General features: G+C 68.3%; 14 protein-coding genes. 5 read left to right on the forward strand and 9 right to left on the reverse strand.

Going from position 1 to position 21,737, the window contains the following annotated elements; genetic code table 11:
• Positions 1-5,826: an FG-GAP-like repeat-containing protein gene (locus DB31_RS36140; RefSeq protein WP_240487057.1), complete on the reverse strand. Its 5,826-nt coding sequence runs from the start codon at positions 5,824-5,826 to the stop codon at positions 1-3.
• Positions 5,827-5,891: 65 nt separating this feature from the next.
• A complete protein-coding gene (locus tag DB31_RS36145) occupies positions 5,892-6,263 on the reverse strand; it encodes a PqqD family protein (protein WP_044196669.1) in 372 nt (123 codons plus the stop codon).
• Positions 6,264-6,386: 123 nt separating this feature from the next.
• On the opposite strand from DB31_RS36145, the gene DB31_RS36150 reads away from it, so the two are divergent.
• Positions 6,387-6,971 carry a cytochrome c oxidase assembly factor Coa1 family protein gene (locus tag DB31_RS36150; protein ID WP_044196671.1) on the forward strand — a complete coding sequence of 195 codons (585 nt, stop codon included), beginning with the start codon at positions 6,387-6,389 and terminating at the stop codon, positions 6,969-6,971.
• 81 nt (positions 6,972-7,052) lie between these two features.
• Here DB31_RS36150 and DB31_RS36155 read toward each other — a convergent pair whose 3' ends face one another.
• The 4 genes from DB31_RS36155 to fsa form a co-directional block, all read right to left on the reverse strand.
• Positions 7,053-8,018: an electron transfer flavoprotein subunit alpha/FixB family protein gene (locus DB31_RS36155; protein ID WP_044196673.1), complete on the reverse strand. Its 966-nt coding sequence runs from the start codon at positions 8,016-8,018 to the stop codon at positions 7,053-7,055.
• A 45-nt stretch (positions 8,019-8,063) separates the two neighbouring features.
• Positions 8,064-8,861 (reverse strand): electron transfer flavoprotein subunit beta/FixA family protein, encoded by a 798-nt coding sequence (locus DB31_RS36160; RefSeq protein WP_044196675.1) that lies wholly within the window; start codon positions 8,859-8,861, stop codon positions 8,064-8,066.
• Between the two features lie 92 nt (positions 8,862-8,953).
• Complete coding sequence (locus DB31_RS36165) at positions 8,954-10,090, reverse strand: acyl-CoA dehydrogenase family protein (protein ID WP_044196677.1); 1,137 nt, start codon at positions 10,088-10,090, stop codon at positions 8,954-8,956.
• Between the two features lie 59 nt (positions 10,091-10,149).
• On the reverse strand, positions 10,150-10,797 hold the full coding sequence (gene fsa / locus DB31_RS36170; protein ID WP_044196679.1) for a fructose-6-phosphate aldolase: 648 nt from the start codon (positions 10,795-10,797) through the stop codon (positions 10,150-10,152).
• A 145-nt stretch (positions 10,798-10,942) separates the two neighbouring features.
• Between fsa and DB31_RS36175 the strand changes: the two genes are divergently transcribed.
• From DB31_RS36175 to DB31_RS36185, 3 genes are all read left to right on the forward strand, one after another.
• Entirely contained in the window at positions 10,943-12,004 is a 1,062-nt protein-coding gene (locus DB31_RS36175; protein ID WP_044196681.1) for a KpsF/GutQ family sugar-phosphate isomerase, read from the forward strand.
• A 1,134-nt stretch (positions 12,005-13,138) separates the two neighbouring features.
• Entirely contained in the window at positions 13,139-13,309 is a 171-nt protein-coding gene (locus DB31_RS49315) for a hypothetical protein (RefSeq protein WP_157232341.1), read from the forward strand.
• The gene (locus DB31_RS36185; protein WP_044196685.1) at positions 13,306-13,701 is read left to right on the forward strand and encodes a type II toxin-antitoxin system PemK/MazF family toxin; all 396 of its coding nucleotides are present in this window, start codon (positions 13,306-13,308) and stop codon (positions 13,699-13,701) included. Before DB31_RS49315 ends, DB31_RS36185 begins: the two co-directional genes overlap by 4 nt.
• Positions 13,702-13,734: 33 nt before the next feature.
• Here DB31_RS36185 and DB31_RS36190 read toward each other — a convergent pair whose 3' ends face one another.
• Entirely contained in the window at positions 13,735-15,546 is a 1,812-nt protein-coding gene (locus DB31_RS36190) for a CHAT domain-containing protein (RefSeq protein WP_052420525.1), read from the reverse strand.
• Between the two features lie 75 nt (positions 15,547-15,621).
• Entirely contained in the window at positions 15,622-19,299 is a 3,678-nt protein-coding gene (locus tag DB31_RS36195; RefSeq protein WP_240487059.1) for a bifunctional serine/threonine-protein kinase/formylglycine-generating enzyme family protein, read from the reverse strand.
• A 323-nt stretch (positions 19,300-19,622) separates the two neighbouring features.
• Between DB31_RS36195 and DB31_RS36200 the strand changes: the two genes are divergently transcribed.
• Positions 19,623-20,552 (forward strand): sigma-70 family RNA polymerase sigma factor, encoded by a 930-nt coding sequence (locus DB31_RS36200; protein ID WP_044196689.1) that lies wholly within the window; start codon positions 19,623-19,625, stop codon positions 20,550-20,552.
• A gap of 18 nt (positions 20,553-20,570) precedes the next feature.
• Here DB31_RS36200 and DB31_RS36205 read toward each other — a convergent pair whose 3' ends face one another.
• Complete coding sequence (locus tag DB31_RS36205; protein WP_044196691.1) at positions 20,571-21,653, reverse strand: ADYC domain-containing protein; 1,083 nt, start codon at positions 21,651-21,653, stop codon at positions 20,571-20,573.
• Positions 21,654-21,737: the final 84 nt, after the last annotated feature.

Here is a 21,737-nt window from a genome sequence, read left to right on the forward strand (position 1 = left end):
CTAATAATACACCACGACACGGGCGGGAACCGACGTATCGTCACCGATGGCCAAGTCCAGCTTTCCGTCGCCATTGAAGTCCAAGATGGCCACGCTGATCCCGAGCGAGCTGTTGGACTCCAGCTTGGACTGGGAGAAGCCGTTCTCCTGGGCCGGATCGAACTCCGCTCCCGCGACACCGCGATTGTAGAAGATGGAGGCGGCGCCGCCCGGACGGAGGTTCTGCCCGATAGCGAGATCCACGAGGCCGTCCCCATTGAGGTCACCTCGCGCCATGGCGGAGCCGAAGCGTCCGCCTCCCGTGATGAGCAGCGGCGGAGTCGTGAAGCCAGAGGCGCTCCCGTCCCGGTAGACGAACACCTTGCTCTCGGACGCCATGGTCACCGCGAGATCCAGCGCGGAGCCACCGGCCAGATCCACCCCTCCCACGGCCTCGGTACCGAAGCCGTTGGTCGCGCTACCACCCGTAGAGGAAGGCTGGTTGAGCACCTGCACGGCGTCGGACAAGGAGACGGCGGTCCCGGGCAAGGAGCGGACGGTGGCGCCCGAGTACACGTAGACCTTGTTCTGGGACTCGTGGGACGAGGGGATCGTGAAGTCCGGCACCCCATCCCCTGTGATGTCTCCGAGCCGGACATAGCCGCGGTTGCGCCCGAAGAAGAGGGTGCCTGCGGGCGCGGTGAAGATTTTGTCCGCTCGGCTCGACGGGACGACGCAGGGGGCGGAGGTGTTGCAGCTCGTGCCCAGCGCGCGCCACGCGTCCTGCGAGCGCCCGTAGAAGAGGTATGCCTTGGGGGGACTCTCACCGTGCGAGCTGAGGATCAGTTCCTGCAGCCCGTCCCCGGTGATGTCGCCGATCATCTTCACGGTGCCGCCGAGAGAGGCGTTCGCGATGCTGGAAGCGTGGCGGAACTCAATGGGACTCGCGGTGTCCACCGTGGTGCCCCGGCGGCCGAAGAAGAGGAAGGCGCGGCCGCTGGTGCCCGAGTAAGCCCGCCCACCGACCAGCAGATCCTGCACGACATCCGTCGCGGAGTTGCCCACGTCGCCCACGTCGAAGTCCGCGCCATCGAACTGGTTGCCCTGCGGCAGCGTGATGTCCTGGCGGTTCTCGACCTGCGGGTTGGCTGAGCCGTAATAGACGTGAGTGATGCCCGGCGTGCTGGACGAAGCGCCTACCACCAGATCATCGAAGCCGTCCGCGTTGAGGTCGCCACGCGCGATGATGTTCAGCCCGAAGCTGTTGCCACCGGCGCCCGGGTTGAGGAACTCCTTGGGCGTGGGAATGTTGTTGAGCTGCTGCGGGGCCTGGAACGGCGGGTAGTTGCCCACCTCGTCGCTCGGGCGGACGAGGATGAAGTAGTTGGCCAGCGGGGGCAGCGTCAGCGTGTAGCTGGTGGCCGTGGAGGGCAGCAGCGCGCCGGTCTCCTGCTTGACCCGGGAGCCAAAGTACTCAGTGTCATTGGAGAAGCCCGTCCGGAGTTGGGAGTTGATGGTCCACCGTAGATCGTAGCCTGCGGGCACGCCGGACACGCCGTCGTCTCCGCTGGCCGTCCATGTCACGTTCACCCGGGCCGCGCGCTCCTGCCCCGCGACCAGGACCGCCGTCATGGTGGAGGCCTGCGGAGGGATGACATCCACCGTCGCCGCCACGGTGTGGCGCGCCACGTTGCCGGAGTCCTCCTGGACGCGGATCTCGAGAGTGCCCGTGGTGGCATGAGGCAGCGTGACCGGGAGCTCCACTCGCGGGGGGAGTCCTCCCTCCGCGGGATCGGGCTCAGGGACGATGAGCTCCGGCGAGACCGGGTTGCCCCGGTAGAAGGCCTGCACTCTGCTGCCCACGCCCTGGTCTACCCGGAGGGTGAAGATCGCGTTGGCGTCACCGCCCGGCGAGCCGTCCACCACCCGGTCCGGCGCGGGCGTCGGGTACAGGTAGCGGTTGGTGCTGGCTACGAAATAGAGCGTCGTGGGAGCCGGGGAGATGGAGGTGATGACGGGCGGGGTGATGTCCACCGTCACATCCACCGAGTCCTCCGTGGCCAGGTTGGAGAGGTTGATGACCTGCACCCGGAACTGCGTGGCCTCCCCGTCCTGGAGCGTCACGTCGAAGGAGAAGCCGCCCGTCGTTGCATCGGCGGTGGCGGTGGCCTCGGCGGTGGCCGAGGTGGCGCCGCGGAAGAGCGACACCGTGCGTCCGCGGCATTCCTGGGTGGTGCCGCGCAGGCGGTACTGCAAGCCGGGCGTCCCCGGATCCAGATCATCCCCGGCCAGCAGCTTCACCACTGCCGCGGACGGAGTGGTGAGGGTGATGTCGCAGCCCGCCTGGCGGACGTCGACATTCGCCGCCGAGGCCGTGGCCGCGTTGCCCGCCGGATCGCTGGCCTGGGCGATGACCGTCCAGACGCCCACGCGGAAGTTGAGCGTGCCCTGCGCCACACCCGAGGACACCTGAAGATCGCCGATCACCTCTTGGGTGCTCGTGTCCGTTCCCACCTGAGAGAGGATGTGGACCGTACTCACGTCATCTGCGGTCACGTTCACCCGGACGGGGACGCTCGTGCTGTCGTAGACCGTGTTCGCCGTGGGCGAAATCAGGTCCAGCACGGGGACATCGAGATCGACGGTGAGGGTGCGCACCACCGGCGCGCTGACGTTGCCCGAGGAGTCCACGGCGGTGGCGGTGAGCGTGTACGTCGCCTTGCCGGTACCGGGCAGGGTGAAGTCATACGCCGCCTCCAGCGCGGAGGGCGACAGATCAACGGCCTCGCCCGTGGGGGAGAGCTCCAGGTGAATGCCGTTGCCCTCGACGTCCGCGTCCGTGTTGACCTTCACCCGGAGCTGGAAGCCCGCCGCGGAGGAGGCGTCATGAGCTACGCCGAGCGACGTCCGCGTGGGCTCGACGATGCGCACTCCGGGCTTCACCGGGTCCATGCGGAACGCGAAGAAGGCTGCCGTGTTGATCGGGTAGAACGTCGTGGGGTTGGACAGCCGGTTCTGGTTGCCCGCGGCGTCCGTCACCGTGACGACGAGGGAATAGTCCGACGTGATGCCCTGCGGCATGGAGGAGAGCGTGACGGTGGCCTGGCCCGCGGTGGCAGTGGCCTGGCCGTAGACGATGTTCATGTTGGCGCGGTCTCGCACCTGGACCGGGCGTCCATCCTCTAGGCCATCGATGGCGACGCGCAGCTGCGGCGGACCCGTGCGGAGCTCCGCCTCGTTCATGCGCAAGTCGCCGTTGTCTCCGAGCAGTTCCACCGTCCGCACCGCCGGCTCCAAGCTGTCCACCGTGAGGGAGATCTCCCGGGACGTCGAGATGGCGCCATCATCGAGCACGGCCTTCAGGGCGTACTGCCCATCGGGGTAGGTGAAGTTCGGCGTCAGCCTGGGAACGTTCGTGGCCAGGGTGAACCAGCCCGAGCCATCCCGGCAGGGCGCGGCCCCCGCGACGAGGGCCACGCTCGTGCAGATGTCCACGACGGCATTGGGCGAGCGGTCGGGGACGTTGTACTGGAGCGCGGCCTGGATGCCGCTCTGCTCCGGGGCTGCGTCCAGACTGGCCTTATAGGTCGCAGGGGAAGTCGCGGGCAGCTCCAGGGTGATGTTCCCGGGCTGGGTGTCCACCAGCAACAGCACCGTGGCGCAGGCCACCGTCCCGCCGGGGCCAGTGAGCTCGGCGCGAAGCACATTGGCGCCCTCCTCCAGCGCCACGCTGGTGAACTCCTTCTCTCGGTCGCTCGCTGCCACGGGCATGGAGGCAAGCTCCGTCGTGCCGCGGAGCAGCCGCAGCGTCCCCGCCGCCGAGGGCGTCATCGACAGGCGCACCGTCACGAGCAGCCCTCCGCCTGTCCTGGGAGCCCCATCCGCGTTGCTCAGGTAGCGGCCCGCCGCCGGAGACTCGAACTGCAGCGAGCTGCCAGCGAAGGCCAGCGTCAGGTTCCGGCTCACGGACTGGGTGTTCCCCGCCACATCCGTCGCGGTCACCTGCAGGGTGCACGTGCCGGAGATCGGCACGGAGACATCCCTCAAGAGTAGGTTGCCGCTGGCGTCCGCGGTGCCCGCCGCGCCCACCGCAGTGCCGCAACCGGTGGCCAGCACCGAGGCCCCCGGCTCCGTGCTCACATCGAGAGAGATCTGCATGCCCGGGCTCACCGAGGTGTCGTTCAGCTCGGAGCCCAGGGTCGTCTGCTCCGCAGGCACCCCATGCACGTTGAAGCTCAGCACCGGGGGCGTGGCGTCCACCCCCAAGGCGAGAGACTGGCTCGTGCCGCCTCCAGGGCAGGAGGCCACCAGGCGGTACTCGCCGTCCCCAGTGAGCGGCAGCGAGATCTGCGCTGTCCCCGAGGAAGCCGTCCCGGAAGCGCGGCCCTTCTCCACGCGGTTCTGGTCATACGCCACCACGGTGACGGGACCGTTGCCCGACTCCACGCGCACCGAGAGGGGCGAGGTGCGCGCCATGGCGCCCTCCAACGGGGAGACGATGCCGCAGAGGGGCCGCCCTGTGGAGACGGTAACGCTCTCCGCCGCGCACCGCTCGATGCCCGCAGCATTGCGCACACAGGCCTGCACGGTGTTGGCGCCCTCGGCGAGCTGGGCCGTGAAGGAGGCCTCCTTGAAGTTGCCCGAGGCCACCGTCACCGCCCGCTGGGGGCGCGCGAACTGGCCGCTCACGGAGGTGAACAACCGCACTTCGGAGCCCACGGGCAGCGAGTCCGCCTGCACGGTCACGGGCGCCTGCACGCCCTCGAGCCCCGGATCCGCGTCCGAGGAGATGGTCCGCTGCACCACGAGCCGCATGGTGGGCGCGGTGCTCGCGACGGTGACGGGGATCTGCCGCGTGGTGATGTTGCCGCCCGCATCCGCCAGGCGCAGGGTGAAGGTGTAGTTCCCATCCGCCGGAACGGTGACCGCGGGGAACGACACGTTCCCAGCATCCACCGGCGTGGAGAGCTCCGTGGCTCCGGGACGCGACAGGGTGGCTGTCACTCCCGGCTCGGTACAGCCCACGGTGGCGTCGATCCGGAACGTCGTGGAGGCCACGGGCCCCACCGGCGACACCACCTCCACGCGCGGCGCCACCGTGTCCAGCTGGATGTTGCGCTTGCCGGACGTCACCTCCTTGTCGCCATTGCGGACCACCGCGTAGCAGGCGGCCTGCTCAGCCTCGCACGCGGATTGCGCGAGCGTCACCGACACCTGCGTGAGCCCGCTGCTGTTCACCGTGAAGTCCGTGGGGGGCACGCCGCAGGCCTGCTCGCAGTAGAGCGTGCCCGTCTTCCCGGCCAGCCCCACGCTCTTCACGGAGAAGTGGAGCTGGTAGCCCGCCGTGTCCGGATCCGCGTCATCCGCCTCGCGGAGCACCTGGCCCTCGGCGGGCTGCGTCAGATCCACGCTCGGCGGCTCGGTGGACACCGTGACGGTGATGCGCTGGGTGGCCGTGCGGTGCGAGCCCGCCTCTTCCACCGTCACTTGCAGCAGGTTGGTGCGCGGCTGAAGCACCGTGCCGGGGAAGCGCACCGTGCCGCCCTCGATGACCGCCGGGGGCCCCGCCGTCCACGTCTGCTCGCTGGGCGTGCGCACCTCCAGCTTGGCGCTGACCAGCGTCACCGCCCGGCCCGCCGTGTCGCTCGCCGACGCCACCACCTCGTACTGGAAGCCGTCCGTGGCCGGATCCACGTCGTCCGACAGCGTCAGCCGCTGTCCGTCCTTGGGCGTGTCGAAGGCCACCGCGAGCTCGGACTCGACGGGCGGCTCTCCGCAGTTGCAGCCCGTGGCGCCCCACACCAGGACCAGGCTCAGCAGCAGCCCTTGCGATACCGATCGGCGCATACGTCTCTCTTCCTCTCGGTGGGCTCCGGCGGCCCACCACGGCATTCCCGGCGCGGGCCCGGCCCTCACGGCCCGAGTACCAGCACCTTTTTCTCTACGAGGAGTCTTACGAAGGCGGCCGTGTCCTCCCGGCATGCCTGCGGCTCCACCTCGAACTCGTCACACAGCACCGCCACGATGTCCGCCACCGTCCGCCGTCCGTCCACCAGTTCCAGGATGCGCTCGGCCACCTCGGACACCCGCCCCTGTGCATCCTCGAACGTGTGCAGGAACTCGTCTGGCCCGGCCGCCATGAGCCTTCCCGACACGCGCTGCAGGCCCGCCTCCGGGTGCAGCCGGGGGATGGCGCGTAGCACGTCCTGGCTCGCGCTCGCGAGCCGCTCGAATTCCTTCCCTCCGGCCAGGGGCCCTCCCGGGCTCACGAAGTGTGCAGCCATGCTACCCGCACCCCTCGGCCTGTACCAAGCGGATGACCCTCCCCGCTTGCCTCCCGAACGAGAAGCTGGGCCCTCCCCCGGGAAGCGCATATGACAGGGCCGCAGTCCCGTCGAGGAGGCCTCATGGAGACGTCGCCGGAAGGCAACATGGCCCCCCAGCGCAGCTGGTGGAGCCGCAACTGGAAGTGGGCGGTCCCCGTTGGGTGCCTGGGCCTGATGGCCTCGTGCTGCGGCTTCACCTTGCTGGCGGGGGCGCTGGGGTGGAACTTCGTCACCAACAACCCGGCTTCCACGCGAGCCCTGGAGATCGCCCGGGCGGACTCCGAGGTGCAGGCCGTGCTGGGCACGCCCATCGAGACCCACCCGCTGAAGCAGCAGAGCAACGTCCACTACGCCAATGGCCAGAGCCGGGCCGAGGCGACCATCGAGCTGGACGGTCCCAAGGAGGACGGCGTCCTCCGCATGGAGGCCGTGAAGAGCAACGACGAGTGGGTCTACGAGGTGCTCGAGGTGGAGGTCCCCGGCCAGGAGCCCATCGACTTGATGGACAAGGTGGGCGGCGTCCGGAAGCGCGAGCTTGCCCCGCCCACGCCCGATGCGCCGCCGCCGCCCCATGCACCACCGCCGCCCCCGGGAGCGGGCCCGTCCGACGAGGACGACGCCGACACCCAAGAAGACGGTGACGGCAAGTCGGACATCAACCTGTAGCCCGCAACGCAAGAGGGGCGGCGCGAGCTGACTCGCCACCGCCCCTCCGCTCCCATGCCAGCGCTGAGGCTGGCCTCAGGCCTACTTCAGCTTGTGCAGGGACTCCCGCAGCTCGGGCAGCACCTTGAAGAGGTCGGCCACCAGGCCGTAGTCCGCCACCTGGAAGATGGGGGCCTCCGGATCCTTGTTGATGGCGACGATCGTCTTGGAGCTCTTCATGCCCGCGAGGTGCTGGATGGCGCCGCTGATGCCCGCCGCGATGTAGAGCTGCGGAGCAACCACCTTGCCCGTCTGGCCCACCTGCAGATCGTTGGGGACCCAGCCCGCGTCGCACACGGCGCGAGAGGCACCCACGGCAGCGCCCAGCTCATCGGCCAGGGCCTCGATCTCCTTGAAGTCGCCCTTGGTGCCACGGCCGCCGGAGACGACCACACGCGCCTCGGTCAGCTCGGGGCGAGCGCTCTTCACTTCCTTGAAGTCGACGAACTTGGTCTTGGACGCCTCGATCTTCGGCGCGAAGGTCTTCACCTCGGCGGCGGCCTGGCCGCCCGCGGCCGGCTGGAACTCGGTGGCGCGCACGGTGAACACCTTCACCGGCGTGGTGAGCTTCACCTCGGCGAACACGTTGCCCGCCCACATGGGCCGGGTGAACGTGACCTCCGCGCCGCTGCCATTGAAGGCCATGACGTCGGTGGCCATGGCGGCCTTCAGGCGGGCGGCCACGCGGGGCATCAGGTCCTTGCCCATGGCGGTGGACGCCATGCCCACGTAGTCGGCCTTCAGCTCCTGGGCCAGGCCGGCGATGACCGGGGTGTAGACCTCAGCCAGGTAGTGCTCGAGCTCGGGCGCGCCCGCGGTGTGCACCGCCTTGACGCCCAGGCCCTTGAGCTCCTCGGACACCTTGGAGGGGTCCTTGGAGAGCAACACGAGGTGCAGCTCCGCGCCCGCCTTCTCGGCGAGGGTGCGGCCCGCGGTGACAGCGTTGAGGGTGGCCTTGCGCAGGTTCCCGTCCGGCTGCTGCTCGGCAACGATGAGAACGATCGGCATTGAAGACTCCAGTAATCTCTCGAAGAAACAGTTGAAGGAGCGGGCCTAGACGACCTTGGCCTCGTTGCGCAGCTTGTCCACGAGCGCGGCGACGTCCGCCACCTTGATGCCGGCCTTGCGCGGCGGCGGCGAGGACATCTTCAGCACCTGAATCTTCGGGGCGACGTCCACACCGAGCTTCTGCGGCGTCAGCTCCTCGATGGGCTTGCTCTTGGCCTTCATGATGCCGGGGAGGCTGGCATAGCGCGGCAGGTTCAGGCGCAGGTCCGTGGTGACGACGGCGGGCAGCGCGCACTCCAGCGTGGCCAGCCCGTTGTCCACCTCGCGCACCACGCGCACCGACTTGCCATCGGCGCCCACGGCGAGCGCGGGGGCCTTGTTCTTCTCCTGCTCGCTCTCCAGGGACTCCACCTTGGAGGCGAAGGTGGCCTGGCTCCAGCCAAGGAACTCGGCGAGGTACTGGCCCACCTGGTTCTGGTCATCGTCGATGGACTGCTTGCCCAACACGACCATGTCGGGCTTCTCCTTCTCGGCGACCTTCTGGAGCAGCCCAGCGATGCCCAGCTGATCCAGCGGGCCGGTGTGGTTCACCCACACGGCGCGGTGGGCACCCATGGCGAGGGCGTGGCGGAGCTGCTCCTGCACCTCCTTGCCACCGATGGACACCACCACCACCTCACCGCCGTGCTTGGCGACGAGGCGCAGGCCCTCCTCGACGGCGATCTCGTCAAAGGGGTTGATCTTGTACTTGAGCCCCTCCTGAACGATGCCCGAGCCATCCGGCTTGACCTTGATCTTGGACTCGGGGTCTTCCACGCGCTTGGCGGTGACGAGGATCTTCACGGCTGTTGCTCTCCTTATAAGGGCGCCGGAGTCATAGGCAGCCGCCACCCCTCGGGCAACGGGAATCCTCCGGAGGCCACAGATTTACTTTTCTACTTGAACAGTTCCCGAGCGATGACGATGCGCTGGACCTGGCTGGTGCCCTCGTAGACCTGGATGAGCTTGGCGTCGCGCATCAGCTTCTCGACGGGGTACTCCTTGATGTAGCCGTAGCCGCCGTAGACCTGGACCGCGTCCGTGGTGACCTTCATGGCCATGTCGGCGGCGAAGCACTTGGCGTAGCTGGAGACCAGGGTGTTCTTCTGGCCGGAGTCCAGCATCCACGCGCCCTGGTGGGTGAGCAGGCGCGCGGCCTGGATGTTCATGGCCATGTCGGCGAGCATGAACTGGATGCCTTGGTGGTCGCGGATGGGCTTGCCGAACGTCTGCCGCTGAGCGCTGTACTCCAGGCTGTGCTCCAGCGCGGCGCGGGCGATGCCCACGGCGAAGGCGGCGGTGGTGGGACGGCTGTTGTCCAGCGTCTCCATGGCGATGCGCCAGCCCTCGCCCTCCTCGCCGATGCGGTTGGCCACCGGGACGCGCACGTCCTCGAAGGTGAGCGTCACCGTGTTGCTGGCGCGCTGCCCCATCTTGTTCTCGTGCTTGCCGATGGTGAGGCCCGCGGCCTTGCCCTCGACGACGAAGCAGGAGATGCCCTTGTGGCGCTTGCTCTTGTCCATCGTGGCGAACACGGTGAACTGATCCGCGTAGCCGCCGTTGGTGATGAAGCACTTGGAGCCGTTGAGGATGTAGTGGTCCCCGTCCCGGCGGGCAGTGGTGCTCATGCCCGCTACGTCCGAGCCGGCCGCGGGCTCGGTGAGACAGAAGGAGGCCAGCTTGGGCTTCTCGGTAAAGGGCGTGAGCAGGCGCTTCTTCTGCTCCTCGGTGCCCCCGAGGACGATGGGCAGGTTGGCCAAGTCGTTGGCGAACAGCGAGGTGGCCACACCCGCGCAGCCCCAGGCGAGCTCCTCGCAGACGAGGACCTGCTCCAGGTGGGTGAGGCCCAGTCCCCCGCACTCGGACGGGATGCCCAGGTTCATCATCCCCAGCTCGTAGCCCGTGGAGATGAGGTCCTTGGGAAACTCCGCCGTCTCATCATAGTGGGCGGCCTTGGGGCGGATGACCTCGCGGGCGTACTTGCGCGCGGTCTCCTGGAGCGCTCGTTGCGAGTCCGTGAGCTGGAAGTCCATGCGTTCCTCGGGGGTGTGGTGGCGGGGGTTGTAACGCAGAGCGTCAGGCGCAGGAAGTCCTACTTCTTGGGGACCTTCTCCCAGTCGGCCAGGAACTTCTTGATGCCGATCTCGGTGAGGGGGTGCTGGGCGAGCTGCTGAATGACGCTGTAGGGCAGCGTGGCCACATCGGCGCCCATGCGAGCGGCCTGGAGGACGTGGACGGGGTTACGGACGCTGGCGACGAGCACCTGGGTGGCGAAGTCGTAGTTTCCGTAGATCTCGATGATGTTGGCGATGAGGTCCATGCCCTCTTCGGAGATGTCATCGAGGCGGCCGACGAAGGGGGAGACGTAGGTGGCGCCGGCCTTGGCGCACAGCAGGGCCTGGTTGGCGGAGAAGACGAGGGTGACGTTGGTGCGGATGCCCTCGGAGGTGAGGGCCTTGACGGCCTTCATGCCTTCGACGCCCATGGGGATCTTCACGACGACGTTGTCGTGGATCTTGGCGAGGGTGCGGCCCTCCTTGATGAGCTCGGGGGCGTCGAGGGAGACGCACTCGGCGCTGACGGGGCCGTCGACGATGGAGCAGATCTCACGGATGGTCTCTTCGAGGCCTCGGCCGACCTTGGCGAGGAGGGAGGGGTTGGTGGTGACTCCGTCCACGCAGCCCATGTCGTACGCCTTGCGGATCTCACCAACGTCCGCGGTGTCGATGAAGAACTTCATCTCATCCCCTTTGTGGGAAAACCTGCGCGAGCAGGGAGTAAAGGTGTTTCAGCCCGAGGGCCGGCCGAGCGAGCGCGTAACCGATGGCCCGGGTTGCGTCAAGGGTAGCGGCCTGAGGTAGCCCGGGGGTACAAGAGCGGCACCCATGGCCCGCGCCCGCCGCACCCCCGCCAACAAGCCCCGCCTCCGCGCCCTTCCCGGCAGGGAGACGGCTGCCGCCCGCGTGTCTCCTCCTCTGGAGGATGACGAGGCGGCGCTCACCTACGCCCGAGGCGTGCTGGAGGCCGAGGCCCGGGCCATCGTGGGCGTGCAGCTGGGCGAGTCGTTCCTGAAGGCGCTCGGGTTGCTGCGCGAGTGCCAAGGGCAGGCGGTGGTGACGGGGATGGGGAAGGCGGGGCTCATTGGGCAGAAGCTGTCGGCCACGCTGGCGTCGACGGGCATCCGCTCGGTGTTCCTGCACCCGGCGGAGGCGGTGCACGGGGATTTGGGGCGGGTGGGACGCGGGGACGTGATTCTGGCGCTGTCGAACAGTGGGTCCACGGAGGAGCTGCTGCGGCTGTTGCCGTCGTTCCGGCGGTTGGGGACGCCGGTGATTGCGATCACGGGTGGGCTGGAGAGCCCGCTGGCGCGGGGCGCGGACGTGGTGCTGGACATCGGGCGTATTGAAGAGGCGTGTCCGATGGGGTTGGTGCCGACGGCATCGACGGCGGCGCTGCACGCGGTGGGTGATGCGCTGGCGATGACGCTGCTGCGCTCGCGGGAGTTCGGGACGGAGGAGTACGCGCTGCTGCATCCGGGTGGGAAGCTGGGGCGCTCGGTGCAGCGGGTGTTCGAGGTGATGCGCACGGGCCCTGCGAACCCGGTGGTGCGGGAGACGGCGAAGTTGTCCGAGGTGGTGGCTGTGATGACGCGGACGCCGGGCCGGCCGGGAGCGACGAACGTGGTGGATCGTCAAGGCCGGCTGGTGGGCATCTTCACGGACGGAGACCTGCGGCGGCTGGTGGAGCAAGGCCGCACGGACTTCACGGTGCCGGTGCGCGAGGTGATGGGCCGCCAGCCGCGGTGCGTGAGCCCAGAGACGCTGGTGCTCACGGCTGCAGCGCAGATGCGCGAGATCAAAGTGGACCAACTGCCCGTGGTGGACGCTGAAGGCCGGGCCGTGGGCCTGCTAGACGTGCAGGACCTGCTCGCCGCGCGGTTCTTATGATGCCAAGGCCCAATGAGGCCTACCCATCGAGCTGGCAAAAGCCGGGGCGCGCTGGTTCCTTCTGGATGCAATGAGCGAAGGGCCCACAGGTGCCGGGGCGCTGGGAATCACAGGCCTGCCGACAGCTCCCCGCGATACAGAGGTATTCCTGCGGGCACGGCGGTTGGTCGGCACCACATTCCTGCAAGCACAGCATGCGTGCTTCACCCGGACGATCGGGCCTGCTGAACACCGCGCAGCGCTGACCCGAGGGACAGGGCTGGGCCTGGCAGTTATCACCGAGTACCACCGCACAAGTGGAGGCCCCCGAGAAATGACGGACGCACGTCTGCCCCTCGGCGCACCCTTTGCGCTCGCAGGAGGGAAGGCAAGCTGGCGGCGCATGCGGGCTCTGAGCACAAACAAAGCCCTCCGGGCAGTTCGCGGGCACAGTCAGGCGACAGGGGCGTCCACAGAAAGAGTTGGCACAGACACTGCCTCGCTCACACGCCCGTTCACGACTGAGCGCCAGCAGTCCTCCACACTCCTCGCCCTCCTTGCGCAGGCCGACGGTCCGGCACAGGCGAACCCAAGGGCCACTGCCTTCTGTACGCACGGCTTGGCAGGTGGTGCCATCGCGGCACTGCGCGTCTGTCTCACACTGGCTGTCAGCGCAGAGCGGCTCTTTGAACGCGGAATGCGTCAGGCATCCCAGGGGTGGCTCGCACTCCGCGCTCCGTTCGCAGGGGCGCCAGTAGGTTGCCCGGCCCAGCCTCTGCTCGGGTGTAAGCACGGGACTGACGTTGAGTTCCCACTCTTCCAGAGCACGGGACTCTTGAGGCAGCAAGCCCCGCAGCAACAAGGCCCAGGGCAAGATGAAGAGAGCCCCTACGATCAGTGCTGCCCAGGTTCGCTTCTTCACCTCCCGGCACACCTGGCGTCGCACTCCTCGGGATCTGGCTGGGTGGCGCAGTATTCCTGAAGGTGTTCCTTCGGCGGACACTCCCCATCCTCAAGCATCTCCTCGATGTCCGCTTGAGCCGCACGATCCAGGGTGCCTCCACGCCCAAAGGCGTGAGGGCACCCGAGCGTCCCTAGCATCACCAGCCCTCCGAGGAAGAGTCTCCGCACAAGCGCTCCTTCAACCTGGGAGTGTTGGCGAAGTCTAGCAGAAGCGACCCCTCACAGGCCCATCTGGTGCTCGGGCATGAGGGCATAGCCATCAGCGCCGACAAGAAGTATGCGTTCTTCTTCCCGGGCGACGTGCCTGGCGGGAAGTGGGTGCGCTACCGCATCATCGACAAGTCACACGCGAGCACACCATGACGGAGAACACAGGAGAACCCTCGGGCACCCGTCACGTGAGGATCAACCGCGGGGACGTGTTCTGGATCGCGCCCGATGACTCGCGCGGGCCTGTCCCGGGGTACTCCCATCCCCACGTGGTGGTGCAGGACGACGTCTTCAACCACTCGCGCATCACCACCGTGGTCGTATGCGCATTGACGTCGAACCTGCACCGGGCCACCGAGCCGGGGAACGTCCTGCTCGAGGAGGGCGAGGGCAACCTCCCCAAGCAGAGCGTGGTGGTCGTGTCGCAGATCTCCTCGGTCGACAAGACCCACCTGGGGGAACGCATCGGGTCGCTGTCCAGCGCACGGGTGGATCAAATCCTGGACGGCCTGCGCTTCCAACAGGTGTCGTTCTTCGAGCGGTAGCGGCGCTCAGACAGCGCTCGAAGTGCTTGGAGGCTACGCCGCCGCTATTCTCAGCGGCGTGTCACGCCCCAGGGCGATGAAAGGCGCCCAGCTGTGGGGGTGGGGATGGCTTTGGCGCACCAGACGCATCGCCGCCTGCAATGCGCTGCAGCGGCCCTGCCCCTCCCGCAGAAAACCGTAATACGCCTCCATCAGCGTCCGGGTCGTCTCATCGTTCACCTTCCACAGACTCGTCACCACGGTCTCCGCTCCCGCGATGATGAAGGCCCGGCGCAGCCCGTACACACCCTGTCCCAGCTTGACCTCGCCGCGTCCGGTGTCGCACGCGGAGAGCACCACCAACTGCGTGCCCCAAAGGTTCATCCCCGCCAGTTCCAGCGCCGTCACCCAGCAGTTGTCGGCAGGGGCCGGGTCCGAGGAAGAGGCCAGCGCCAACGCCGAGCACAACAACGGATCGGAGGGGCGTGGTGCACAGGCATCCGTTCCCAGTACTCCGAAGTGAACCATGGCGCGCTGGACCGCGAGCCCAGGAGACGGATCCCCCTGGAAGGAGCCATGGGTGGCCAGGTGCAGCACTCCGGGCGCGGAGAGGCTCAGCAGCCGCTCCTTGGTCGCCTCCGGTCCCAGGAAGAGCTGGGCCTGCGGCAACAAGCGCTGGATGGCCTCGGCCTCCCGGCGGGTGCCCGGCAGCGGCACGCACGTCCGCTGCGCCACGTTGTGCGAGGAGGACTCGCTCACCGCCGGCGCTTCCGCGCAGAAGTCCTCCTGCCCAGAGCCGCTGAAACCCGGGTCCGCCAGCACGACCACCGAGCGGGAGACAGGCACGTCCTCCACCCGAGGCAACAGCTCCTTGCCGGAGGTGAGATAGATGAAGTCGAAGGAGTCGATGAGGAACTGGCTCCCATCGTGCAACGCGGCGAACGGCACGAAGGAGAGCTGGCCATCCGTGGACAGGAAGAGGCGCCGGACTCCTCTCACCAGCGCATGGATGGGCTGAAAGGCCAGCTCATACAGCTGCTGGGCCATGCCCAGGTAGGCGGCATCCCGGTTGGCCAGGGCGTTGCGCAGTTCCGAGGCAGCCTTGTCGATGAACTCGGCCCAGCCCAGATCCACGACGCTCACGCGGGCATCCGGGAAGAGGACAAGCGCCAGGTAGCGGAGCCGCGCGGTGTTCCGCGACTCGGAAGTGTCAGGCTGAGGCCCGAACGGAGGCTCCCGGTATGCCACCAGCTCGACGAGGGCGCCGTCTCGCGGGAGGGCCGCGGCGACCTGCTCGATGATGTGCTCGGCGGAAGGCAGCGCGGCGCGGGCGCGCAGCGGCGCCGAGCGCCGGGCCAGCTCGGCCTCGAGCGCCTCCCCTTGCGCGGCAAGCGACTGGAGACGCTGCTGGTAGTCCGCGGGGGACTGCCAGCCCACGCGCTGGTTCGCCAGGGTGGAGAGCTCCTCGCGCAGCGCACACAGCCGCGCGAAGGCCTCGCAGGCCCGCGCGCCCAGGCGCTGGTAGATGGCCTGGGAGGTGTCAGCGGCCTCATCGAGGGCGCGGCCCTTGAGCAGCAGCACGGCCGCGAGCGCCAAGCGCTGCACGCGCACGTCCTCCGGGTGAGCGCGCAACAGCGCGTAGAGGCGCTCCTCGCCAGCGCGGAGACGTTGGAGAAAGCGGGCCAGCCGGGACGTGGAGAACGCGAGCGCTTCCTGGCGCAGTCGCTGCTCGGACAAGGTGAAGGCGCGCCAGAGCAAGACCAGCGCATCGTCCAGACGCGCCTGAGCCAGACACAACTCAGCCATGTCGTACAGCTTCTCCGCGATCAGCGGATCGCGGACGCTTCCCCCGAGAACTGGCAGCATGTCCATCTCCAGCGGGCCCCCATGTACTTGCCCGCTGAGAAGAAGAGACTGCCGCGTTCAGAATCATTCAAGAATTCAGCGGCCACCCCTGGCACAGACACGCACCCCCGTGAGCAGGTCGCTCTGTGTGGGATCGCCCGCAGTGTGATTCGCCATATTGGCGGAGTACACGTCGTAGTACCAAGCCCCTCCTCGAAGGGAGATCGAGCCCCGCTCGGGCGTCACGGAGCGGGTGAGCTCGAAGGCATTGCCCACGGTGTCCACCAACCCGAAGGGGCTGGTCGAGTTCGGGTGCGAGCCCACCATGTCAGGCCCGTAATCCAAGGGAATCCGGCCATAGGTGGTGTCGATGTTTGCGTCGTCCGGCAACAGCACCTCTCCATGAGGGAAGCTGCGGCCGTCCACGCCGCGCGCCGCGTACTCCCACTCCAGCGCGGTGCACAGGCGCGCCCCGGGCAGGCGCCCCGTACCGTCCAGCCACGAGAAGTAGTCCTCGAGATCCCTGACCGAGATGCCCGTCAGCGGAAACCGCCGCCAATCCGCGGTGGAGCGCCGGGTCCTCGTGGGGTAGCGGAAGAGCTCGCCCTCCGCCGCCGTGGAGACCTTCTGGCTCGAATGATGGAAGGAGAAGCTCCAGCCGCCGCCAGGCGTCTTGCGCAGCACCACCGCGCGACCCTTGTCATTGAAGCGCGCCTGCGCGAGGAGCTGCCTCGCGGAGTGCCCCGGTGGAAGGGAGTCGAGGTACATCAACCAGTCGCCGAACGTCACTTCCGTCCGCCCGATGAAGTACCCCTGGGTCAGGCAGACCCGGTGCATCGGCGGACTGGTCATGGCCACCCTCAACACCTCGGGATCGGCACTCCCCTGGAGGAAGCATCCGGGCGGAACGTACACATAGCCCTCGGGGATGGAGGCGGGCAGGTCCACGAGGAGCTGCTCCCCGGCCCCGTGGGACAGGAGCACGAGCAGCTCCACGGGCGCGGAGCTGGGGTGCGTGATGCGCAGCTGGTAGGAGCCCTCGGGCAGGCGCAGGCCCCGCAGTGGGGTCAGGCCCCAGGTGCCCGCTTCCGGAACCCGCTCCAGCCGCTCCCCCTCCGCGCCGCGGATGGAGCGCTGGATCGTCACGGTGGCTCCCGGAGGCTCCGTCACCAGCTCGAGCTCGGCGGGAGCCTGGAATCGCTCCCACCACCGCCGCGCCTCACTCGAGACCTCGGCCATCCGCTCCAGGCTCTGCACCCGCTCCTCGCGCTCACGCTGCTGGTGGAAGCGCTCCGCCAGGAGAATTCGCTCGTAGGTGACTTCCGCCAGCAGCTCCCGCGTTTCCGGGTTCCCCCTGTCACGCTCCAGCGCCCTCTCGAGCTCCCGGCTGGCGCGAGCATAATCGCGCTCAGCCTGGTCCCTCAGCGCCAGCGCCCTGGCCCATTTTCCCTCGTCGGAGTCCTGGAGGGGATCAGGCCCCGGAGAGCCCCGCCCGTCGAACAGCGCGAGCGCCTCCTCGCGGAGGTCACCGGCCTGCCGGGCAAGGCCGCGCCCCGTGGCGAACGCTTCCAGCGCCAGCCCTTGGTGCGTGGCGATGAAGCGTGTGTCCTCGCGGTACGTCTGTAGGCGGAGCCCAGCATAGACCGCGGCGAGGGCCAGCACGACAGCCAGCGCGGCCACCCAGCGTCCCCACCGCTGGCGCACCACCACACGGCGGGAGGCGGCCAGGAAGGAGCGCTCCCGAAGCCCCAAGGTGGAAGGATCGAGCAGGCTCGCCTCGGCCAACTGGCGCTGTCCCCAGAGCACCTCCCGGGCCCCTCCCAGCCGCTCCCAGTCGGCGCTCGCGTCCTCGAGCCGCTTGCGCACCACCCGGTGGCCAATGTCGCCATCCAGCCAATCGCGCAGGGTGCCCCACCCTTCGATCAGCGAGTCATGCGCGATCTCCCAGCGGGCCTCGCCGCCCACGGTGCGCATGTGCAGCAGACGGCCCTCGACGAGCGCGCGAAGCGCGGCGCGGGCGCTCTCCTCCGAGCTTCCCAGGAGATCCTCCTCGCCTCGCTCGACCCGCGTGCCCTCGGCCGTGACCAACCTCAAGAGCAGCCCCCGCGCCGCCGCGCGCCCAGCCGGCCGCAGGCGCAGGAGCACCCCATCGGCATGCCGAGACAGCGCTCCGGCCACTCCTCCCATCTGCTCGAGCGCCGCCTGGGTGATGCAGCCTCGCGCGGCGTCGCGCCGCTCCCACAACTCGGCGAGCGCGAACTGCAGAAGGGGCAGATTCCCCATGCCCCGGGCCATGGAGGCCATGAGCACCTGGATGAGCGCCTCGGACTCGAACGCCACACCGCGGCGGCGGGCGGGACCGATGATGGCCTCGCGCACCCCCTCGGGGGACAAGGGCCGCAGGAGGTAGAGCGCGCGCTCCGCCTCCTCGCCCAGGCCAGGCAGCGCGCACACCCGCGTCAGGAAATCTCCCCGCACCGCCATGAGCACACGCACACCCGCCGTCGGCAGGGACAGCTCCCCGAGGATGCGGGCGAAGTGCTCCGCCTGCGCTGGCTCCGCAATCGTGATGAGCTCCTCGATCTGATCGATAAAGAGGAGCAGGCCGCGACCGGACCGGTATGCCTCGCGCAGCGCTCGCCCCAGCCAGGAGGGCTTGTCCTTCAGCAGCAGGACAAGCTCTTCCTCCTTGTGCCCCAGCCGGGGCGCGAGAGCGGCGGCCAGTGCCTCCAGCGGGCGCCGTCCAGGCCAGAGCGTGACCGTGACGGTCTCCCGGCCTTCCTCCAAAACTCCCGCGACCACCTGCGGCAGCACCCCCGCGCGGCACAGCGAGGACTTGCCGACACCCGAGTCTCCCGCGACGAGGACCAGAGGCTGATAGCGGAGCCGGTCCAGGACAGCGTGAATGTCTGCATCGCGTCCGAAGAAGAGAGCCCGGTGCTCGGCCTCGAAGGGCTCCAGCCCTCGGTAGGGATTGCCAGCAGCCAGGGGCACGGGCGCGACAATTCGCGTCAGGCGCTCCAGCGCCTCGCAGAGCGCCTCGGCCGAGGCGAAGCGCTCCCGCGCATCCGCCGCGCAGCACCGGTCGATGAGGGCGGCGAAGTCCGGATCGATGAACGGCGCACGTCCGGAGGGAGGAGGCTCTGGCGTTGCCGTCCGGGAAGGGCGTGGCGGCACGCCGGTGCACAGCTCGCGAAGCACGAGCCCCAGGGCGTAGATGTCGCTGCGCGCGGTCGCCGCCGCCCCTTCAAGGAGCTCGGAAGCCATATAGGCCACCGTGCCCGCGACGACGCGTCCGCCAGAAGAGGCTCCGTCCGGCGCCTGCTCGAGCTGCTCGGCCAGGCCAAAGTCGAGCAGCTTCACCTCGCCGCTCTCAGTGAGCACGGCGTTGGACGGCTTGAGATCGCGGTGGAGCACGCCCCGGCGGTGCGCCGCCGCGAGCCCTCGGGCCAGTCCCAGCCCCAGGCCCAGCGCCTGGCGCCAGGGAATGGGCAGCGGCAGCTCCGCGAGGCTGCTGCCGGTGATGTACTCCGAGACGATATAGGGGTGTCCCTCCACCTCGCCCGTGCTGAACACCTGGACGACGTTGGGGTGCTGTATCTGGGCGACGATGCGTGCTTCGTTCTCGAAGTACTTCTGGACGGTGGGCTGGGGACGCAGGTCGGCGATGAACTTCAGCGCCACATGCCGGTCCAGCGAGGTGTCATACGCCAGGTAGACCACGCCCATGCCGCCGCGCCCGAGCGGACGCTCCAGGCGGAACTCGTTGCACACGTGAGGGGGGGTCCAGGTCGCCCCATCCTCCTTGGCCGGCTCCGGTTCGGAGGTCCCACGCGGAGAGCCCAGCCTGGGCGGAGGGGAGTCTGGCGGTGCGAGCTCCACCAGCAGGAGTCTGCACTCATGACACCGTGCGGCGTGATGGTGGGCGTGGGACAGTTCCTCGTCGGGCAACTCACCGGCGCTGAGCGCCATGAGGACGTCATCCGTCAGGCAGGGCGATGAAGACATAGACATGTCGCTCAAAGCCTCTCAAACGACGGGGTACCCGGCGCTGGCTCGATTGCGAGCATCGCAAGGGACATGGTACAGCCAGGAGAATGCCCGAGCCCCTCGATCTGGCTGCCACGTTTCTCTCGCATGTGCGGGGACGCCTCGTCCTTCCCTCGGGTGCTGCTGAACTCAACCTCGTGCTGAACCAGGCTCTGGAGAGCGCCCGCACGAGGTGGCCGGAGGTGAAGCTCGCCCCCGAGCTGTTCATGACACACCTGGCCGAGCGTCTGCCAGGCTCCAAGCCAGAGAGCTCCCTCGAGGAGCTCCTCGGGCAACTGCGAGTGGAAGAGCTTTACTTGGCGTGTGCCTGTCTGCATCAGGTTCCCATGGCTGCCGAGATGTTTGAGCAGCACTATCTCCGGAAGCTGCCCAGGTTGTTGAGACATCGCGAGCGCTCCGCCGCCACCATTGATGAAATCTGCCAGCTGGCCAGCATGAAAATCCTGGTCGCTACCCACGAGGGCCCTCCCAAGATCGCCGAGTACAAGGGAACCGGGGACCTGCAGGGCTGGGTGCGCGTCATTGCCGTGCGCATCGCCCTCCGTCAGCGCCAGGGGCCGGAGTTCGCTCCGGAAGAGCCGGAGGACTTCCCAGAGCCCATCCACCTCTCGGAAGATCCGGGGCTGCGCTTCATCAAGAAACATCATCAAGAAGATCTGCGACATGCCTTTCGCGAGGCCTTTGCCTTACTCTCGGACGATGACCGGTACCTTTTGCGCCTGTATTACGTGGATGGGCTGTCGATGTATAAGATGGAGCCGCTGCTGCGCACCAGCCAGCCCACCATCTCCCGGCGGCTGAGTCAGATCCGGGAGAAGCTTGGCGCGGAGATCAAGCGCCACCTTCATGCACGCTTGGGAGTGTCCGAGAAGGACTTCCAGAGCTTCATCAACCTCGTGGACAGTCAGTTCGATCTGCACCTCAGCCGGCTGCTGGGGGAGGCGGCGGCGCCGGATCGGACTCCGCCCTTCAGCTAACCTCCCGGGGCCTCGCCCTCACCGCTGGGGGGCTTTCGCAGGGGGCGCCGCGCCCTCGGGGATGCCATAGGACTTGTTCCGCAACAGGGCGGTCTGAGGCTTCCCTCCCGTCCGCTGAACGGAGCAGCGGTCTCCTTCTCCCAGCTCCACCGCCCCCCCCTTACGGAACCGGTTGGGGCACTCCGCGAGGATCGTCTCCAGGGCACGACCGTCACGCGTGTGCTCCAGGCAGATCGCTCCGTCGGGCCCCCACGCCGCCTCGAACGAAAGCGCCGGATCCCAATCCGCCGCGCTCTCGGGGGTCCGCTTCAGCACGCCGAACGGATCGTACATGTCGATGGAGTTGTCTTGATACGTGTGGCTGCGGCCGTTGCCGCAGTAGTCCGCGCGCGCCATCCGCGTGCAGGCCTGGTGCACGTCGGTGAGCGGCTTGCCGCCGCGGCTCTCCCAGGGCTTGTAGCCCCAGTCAATGCACTTGGCGATGGCGCCATTCTCACAGGCAAAGGTGAAGTGCTCCGCCGAGTCCTTGCGCGCGCCGGTCAGATCCCACACGCCGCTCACCGCGAGCACCCGGGGTGAGGGGACACGGTCCACCGCGACACAAGGGTTCTCCCACTCCTGAGCCACGGGGTTCCAGGCCTCGATGCGGTACCACATCATCTCCGGAGACTGGGGAGCGGGCTCGGACTCGCAGATGGCCACCTCCACGGGCTTGCCTTCGCTCGAGCGCCCCTGGAGGACGAGGCCGGTCACCTTCGCACCCGCTGGGGAGGCCTCCAGGGAGCCGCCCTTGAGCTGGAGGGACTTCACCGCAGTGTCCCCCGGCTTCACGGGCGAGAGGGCCACCGAGACGAGCACGCTGCGGGTCTCCGGCGCCACCTTCTCCGTATCCCAGTCCCGCCGGCTGCCCCACAGCATCGTCCCCTGGGGGTTGCGCTCCCGCGTGGGCGACCGAGGCTGGCACCGCCGCGCGTAGCGCTCGGCGTCGGACAGCGGGGCGGCCTTGGCTACCGCCTTCGCACTCGGAGGAGGAGCGGCGTATGCCACCGCGCTGAGATGAAGACACAACCCGGCCATCAGGAACCTATTGAAAAAGGTCACGGTGCTCTCTCCGGTGAAGTCACGTCGGTGGGGCCTGAACCGGCCCTCACGGGTACAGAGCCAGTGTCGGCCCGAATCATTCAG

The organism is Hyalangium minutum, from assembly GCF_000737315.1.
GTDB lineage: Bacteria > Myxococcota > Myxococcia > Myxococcales > Myxococcaceae > Hyalangium > Hyalangium minutum.

Bases quoted from the DNA above. Each gene is read 5' to 3' on its own strand.
- DB31_RS36140 (WP_240487057.1), bottom strand. From the start codon at position 5,826: ATGCGCCGATCGGTATCGCAAGGGCTGCTGCTGAGCCTGGTCCTGGTG.
- DB31_RS36145 (WP_044196669.1), bottom strand. From the start codon at position 6,263: ATGGCTGCACACTTCGTGAGCCCGGGAGGGCCCCTGGCCGGAGGGAAG.
- DB31_RS36150 (WP_044196671.1), top strand. From the start codon at position 6,387: ATGGAGACGTCGCCGGAAGGCAACATGGCCCCCCAGCGCAGCTGGTGG.
- DB31_RS36155 (WP_044196673.1), bottom strand. From the start codon at position 8,018: ATGCCGATCGTTCTCATCGTTGCCGAGCAGCAGCCGGACGGGAACCTG.
- DB31_RS36165 (WP_044196677.1), bottom strand. From the start codon at position 10,090: ATGGACTTCCAGCTCACGGACTCGCAACGAGCGCTCCAGGAGACCGCG.
- fsa (WP_044196679.1), bottom strand. From the start codon at position 10,797: ATGAAGTTCTTCATCGACACCGCGGACGTTGGTGAGATCCGCAAGGCG.
- DB31_RS36175 (WP_044196681.1), top strand. From the start codon at position 10,943: ATGGCCCGCGCCCGCCGCACCCCCGCCAACAAGCCCCGCCTCCGCGCC.
- DB31_RS36185 (WP_044196685.1), top strand. From the start codon at position 13,306: ATGACGGAGAACACAGGAGAACCCTCGGGCACCCGTCACGTGAGGATC.
- DB31_RS36190 (WP_052420525.1), bottom strand. From the start codon at position 15,546: ATGCTGCCAGTTCTCGGGGGAAGCGTCCGCGATCCGCTGATCGCGGAG.
- DB31_RS36200 (WP_044196689.1), top strand. From the start codon at position 19,623: ATGCCCGAGCCCCTCGATCTGGCTGCCACGTTTCTCTCGCATGTGCGG.